Raw genomic sequence first — 4,018 nt, forward strand, 5'->3', positions numbered from 1 at the left:
TTCACCTCCGGATCCACGCAGTTGCGGGCAAGGTTGTGGCCGAAGAGGATCGCCTCGACCTCGATGCCGTTCATCGTGATGATGCGGCACCGGGTGTAGGGGTCACCGGCGTCGGGATCGATCGGGGAGACGTTCAGCTCGCGCCAGCTGCGAAGCTGTCGGTCCAAGGGGATACCGCGCTGTTCGAGCGGATTGAAGGCCATGGAGGTCACCGGCTTTCGAGAATTCCTGCCCCGGGTCGCGCTGCCGGGGACGACGGTAAACCTGGGACCGGGTGCCCTTCGGTGACGACATGACACGGCGAAATCCGGACAGGGCGGTCTCAGGTCCCCACAGCCTCCGGCACCGACCGATCCCCGACGGACGGATCCGCCTCGCGACGCGCGACGCCACCCGTTCGGAGGATCGCCGGGCCGCCCCGCCGCCGCATGCGGGCCGACCGGTCCGCGCGGCGCTCTCCGCACTGCCGAAAGCCGGGTCGCCCCGGTTCACCCGGATGACAGGATCGGCGGGCGCGAAGCGGATGAGGGGGTAGGCGTACCGGGCAGCAGACCCGTCCCGGCACGTCGGAAGGCAGCAGGCCATGAGCGCATCGCCCCACCCGCACACCGCCCCTGCGGCGCGACCGGAACCCAGGCGGTCGATGGTCGTGTGCGGCGTGATCGGGGTGGGGGTCATGGCCGCGGTCGACGAGATCGTCTTCCATCAGATCCTGGGCTGGCACCACTTCTACGACCGCTCGACCTCCGGCGTGGGCCTGGCGTCCGACGGGCTGCTGCACACCGGCGAGTTGCTGGCCCTGGTCGCGGGATTCTTCCTGTACGCCGACCTGCGCCGCCGTCGCGCCCTCGCCCCGGCCCACGCCCGGGCCGGCTTCTTCCTGGGGCTGGGCGCCTTCCAGCTGTTCGACGGCATCGTCGACCACAAGCTGCTGCGCCTGCACCAGATCCGCTACGGCGTCGACATCACCCCGTACGACTGGTCGTGGAACATCGCCGCCCTGGTCCTGCTCCTCATCGGTGCGGCGCTGGCCGTGCGCGCGGCGCGCCGCGGCAGGACGGCATCGTCGTCGTGATCGTCGCGCACGGCCATCCTGGCCCCGCGGGCCCGGGCTCCACCGCGTGGGTCGTGGCAGTGGCCGCGCTCCTGGCGGCCGCCGTCTACCTCCGGACCGCCCGCCGGCTGCGGCGGCGAGGGGACGCCTGGCCCCGTTGGCGGGACGCCTCGTTCGCGGCCGGCAGCGCGGGGCTGGTCTGGGCGTCGGCGGGCCTGTCACCGGGCGGGCCGTTCACCGCCCACATGGCCCGGCACCTGGTCGTCGGTATGGCGGCCCCCCTCGCGTTCGCCTTGGCCCGTCCCCTCACGCTCACCCTGCGGGCCCTCACCCCCGGCCCGGGGCGCCGGGGGCTCGTCGCCCTCGCGCACTCCCGTCCCGCCGGCCTGCTGCTCTTCCCACCCCTGGCGGCCCTCCTCGACATCGGCGGTCTGTGGCTGCTGTACCGGACCGGCCTGTTCGCCGCCGCCCAGGAACGGCCCTGGCTGCACGCCGTCGTCCATGTGCACGTACTCGCCGCCGGGCTGCTGTTCACCTGCGCCGTGTGCCGGCTGGAGGCGGTGGGCCGCCGCTGGGGCGTCACCGTGCGCGGGGCGACCCTGCTGGCCGCCGGGGCGGCGCACGCCGTTCTGGCCAAGACCCTGTACGCGGCGGAACCACCCGGCACCCACCTGACCGCCGCCGACCTGCGGACGGGAGCACAAGTGATGTACTACGGCGGCGACCTGGCGGAAGCCGCACTCGCCATCGTCGCGGCCGCCACCTGGTACCGCGCGACCGGCCGGGCGCGGGAGCGGCGGCGCAGGTCTGGGCCCGGCGCCCGGGTGCCAGCGGGTCGGGGGTCCGGCCTGTCCTCATGAGGTCGGCGTCCTGTCGGGGGAGCGCGCAGGGGTGCGGCCCGGTCGGCCGGAAGAGAAAATGTCGCTTTGTCCCCGTTCTCGTATGTTTATGGCGAATTTATGGGTAGAGGCGGGTCACCACTTCCTCCTGGAGGTCATCATGGCGTCAACCCACCGCGCACCCATCGAAGAGCACCCCGACCTGATGGAGCTGCGCGCCCGCCACGACCGGGCGGCGGCCACGCCCCGCGCTCAGATGATCGAGGCCCTCGCCCTGCTCACCGGCCTCTATCTCGCGGCGTCCCCCTGGATCGTCGGTTTCAACGGCTTCACCACCCTCGCCGTCACCAACCTGATCGCCGGCATCGCCTACATGCTGCTCCTCGGCGGGCTCGGAACCTCCTACGAGCGCACGCACTCCATGGCCTGGGCCGCGGCCGCCATCGGCATCTGGACCTGCGTCGCTCCGTGGGTCGTCGCCGGGGACGTCGCCCACACCCGGTCGATCACCAGCAACCTCATCACCGGCGTCATCGCCACCCTCCTGGCCCTGGCCGCCGCCTCCGCCGCCCGGGACAAGGACCGCGGCGGCTCCCACGCACGAGGCCACCGGCCCATGCCCGGGGCCCGCTGAAACCCGCGCACGATCGACGAGGTGGCCCGGCGGTTCGCCGCCGGGCCACCGTTTTCGTCCGCCGCGCCCCGCCCACCAGCGCGCTCGCGACCGAGCCGGTAGGCAGGTCACAGGGCCCTTCGGTCCCGTACCGAACCGCGGGAGGCGAACGTTTGTCCGGACCCGGCGTCGAGGACTGCTTCGGGTGTGATGGACTTAGCCATGGGTCGTTCGAAGGTTGCGGACGCTCTGGGCGGCATGGGAGATGGGGCTGGGATGGCCAAGACGGCTGATTCGCGTGTGGGAGTCACTGCGGCAGGGGCGGTGGGGGAGCCGGAGCTCCGCCAGCTGCTGGCCGGGCTGACGGCGGTACGCGATGGTGACTTCGGTACCCGGTTGCCCGACGAGGCCGACGGCCTCCTCGGGGAGATCGCCACGGTCTTCAACGGGATGGTGGACCAGCTGTCGCTGTTCACGTCCGAGGTGACCCGGGTCGCCCGCGAGGTCGGTACCGAGGGCACGCTGGGCGGTCAGGCCGTCGTACCCGGCGTCTCGGGTACCTGGGCGGACCTGACGGACTCCGTGAACGCGATGGCCGGCAACCTCACCACCCAGGTCCGGGACATCGCCCAGGTGGCCACGGCCGTGGCCCGGGGTGACCTCTCGCAGAAGATCGACGTGGCCGCCCGGGGCGAGATCCTCGAGCTGAAGGACACCGTCAACACGATGGTGGACCAGCTGTCCTCCTTCGCGGACGAGGTCACCCGCGTGGCGCGCGAGGTGGGCAGCGAGGGCCGGCTCGGCGGCCAGGCCGAGGTGCCGGGTGTGGCCGGCGTATGGCGCGACCTCACCGATTCGGTCAACTTCATGGCCGGGAACCTCACCGACCAGGTCCGCAACATTGCCCAGGTGACCACCGCCGTGGCCAAGGGGGATCTCTCGCAGAAGATCGCCGTGGATGCCCGCGGGGAGATCCTGGAGCTGAAGAACACCATCAACACGATGGTCGACCAGCTGTCCGCGTTCGCCGGCGAAGTGACCCGCATGGCCCGCGAGGTGGGAACGGAGGGCATCCTCGGCGGTCAGGCGGACGTGAAGGGCGTCTCCGGCACCTGGCGCGACCTGACCGACTCCGTGAACTTCATGGCCGGAAACCTCACCTCGCAGGTCCGGTCCATCGCCCAGGTGGCCACCGCGGTGGCCCAGGGCGACCTCTCGCAGAAGGTCCGGGTGGACGCCCGCGGCGAGATCCTCGAGCTGAAGACCACGATCAACACGATGGTCGACCAGCTGTCGGCGTTCGCCGACGAGGTGACCCGCGTGGCGCGCGAGGTGGGTACGGACGGCCGGCTCGGCGGTCAGGCGGACGTGAAGGGCGTCTCCGGCACCTGGCGCGACCTGACCGACTCCGTGAACTTCATGGCCGACAACCTGACGGCGCAGGTCCGGTCGATCGCTGAGGTCACCACCGCGGTGGCGCAGGGTGATCTGACGCAGAAGATCCGGGTGGAC

4 protein-coding genes and 1 pseudogene are annotated in these 4,018 nt (G+C 71.8%); 4 read left to right on the plus strand and 1 reads right to left on the minus strand.

Features of this window, described 5'->3' with window-relative positions; translation table 11 throughout:
• A pseudogene (locus AC07FY_RS32895) lies at nucleotides 1-203 on the minus strand (hypothetical protein); the annotation flags it as partial.
• Between the two features lie 380 nt (nucleotides 204-583).
• On the opposite strand from AC07FY_RS32895, the gene AC07FY_RS32900 reads away from it, so the two are divergent.
• From AC07FY_RS32900 to AC07FY_RS32915, 4 genes are all read left to right on the plus strand, one after another.
• Nucleotides 584-1,075, plus strand: a complete 492-nt coding sequence (locus AC07FY_RS32900) for a DUF2243 domain-containing protein (RefSeq protein ID WP_479014098.1) — start codon at nucleotides 584-586, stop codon at nucleotides 1,073-1,075.
• A gap of 53 nt (nucleotides 1,076-1,128) precedes the next feature.
• Nucleotides 1,129-1,914 carry a cytochrome c oxidase assembly protein gene (locus AC07FY_RS32905; RefSeq protein ID WP_479014101.1) on the plus strand — a complete coding sequence of 262 codons (786 nt, stop codon included), beginning with the start codon at nucleotides 1,129-1,131 and terminating at the stop codon, nucleotides 1,912-1,914.
• Between the two features lie 139 nt (nucleotides 1,915-2,053).
• On the plus strand, nucleotides 2,054-2,527 hold the full coding sequence (locus AC07FY_RS32910; RefSeq protein ID WP_479014104.1) for an SPW repeat protein: 474 nt from the start codon (nucleotides 2,054-2,056) through the stop codon (nucleotides 2,525-2,527).
• 279 nt (nucleotides 2,528-2,806) lie between these two features.
• Nucleotides 2,807-4,018 (plus strand): HAMP domain-containing protein (locus tag AC07FY_RS32915; protein ID WP_479014107.1); only part of this gene is annotated, 1,212 nt, incomplete at its 3' end.

The sequence above is a fragment of the Streptomyces sp. NPDC045967 genome (genome assembly GCF_056430495.1).